At 62.4% G+C, this 841-nt stretch carries 1 protein-coding gene; it reads left to right on the top strand.

Annotated elements, in window-relative coordinates:
* Window positions 1–841 (top strand): DHA2 family efflux MFS transporter permease subunit (locus F6X39_RS37770; protein WP_187620159.1); only part of this gene is annotated, 841 nt, incomplete at both ends.

Genomic DNA, 841 nt, shown 5'->3' with positions numbered 1-841 from the left:
TGATCCTGTACCGTGTGTTTCAGGGGCTCGCGGGCGGCCCGCTCATGCCGCTCTCGCAAACCCTGCTGCTGCGCATCTTTCCGAAGGAGAAGGCCGCCGCGGCGCTTGGCCTGTGGAGCATGACGACCCTGATTGCGCCGGTGATGGGCCCCGTGCTGGGCGGTATCATCTGCGACGACTACCACTGGTCCTACATCTTCTTCATCAACGTGCCGGTCTCGCTGATCTGCGGATACGCCGGCTGGATGATGCTCAAGCGCTTCGAATCGGAGAAGATCCGGATGCGGATCGACACGGTCGGGCTCGTGCTGCTGATCATCTGGGTCTCTGCGCTGCAGATCATGGTCGACGATGGCAAGGACAAGGACTGGTTCAGCTCGATGGAAATTCGCGTCCTCGCGATCGTTGCGGTGATTGGTTTCCTCGCCTTCCTCATCTGGGAGCTGACCGAGCGTAATCCCATTGTCGATCTGCGGGTGTTCCGTCATCGCGGCTTTGCCGCGAGTGTGGTCACCATGTCACTGGCGTTCGGCGCGTACTTCGGCGCCACCGTGCTCACGCCACTGTGGCTGCAGAACAATATGGGGTACACGGCCACGTGGGCCGGGTATGCCCAGGCGACGACGGGCATCTTCGCGGTTGTCGCCGCGCCGTTTGCAGCCAGGCTGTCGACGAAGTTCGATGGACGCTGGCTGGTGTTTGCCGGCGTGATGCTGCTCGGCTCGGTGACGCTGTTCCGCACCCATGCGAATTCGGACATGGACTTCTGGCAGGTGGCACTGCCGCTGCTGCTGCAAGGCATCGGCCTGCCGTTCTTCTTCGTGCCGACGACGAGCATCGG

The organism is Paraburkholderia sp. UCT2, from assembly GCF_014397665.1.
GTDB lineage: Bacteria > Pseudomonadota > Gammaproteobacteria > Burkholderiales > Burkholderiaceae > Paraburkholderia > Paraburkholderia tuberum.
This window is presented reverse-complemented; position numbering and strand designations above follow the sequence as displayed.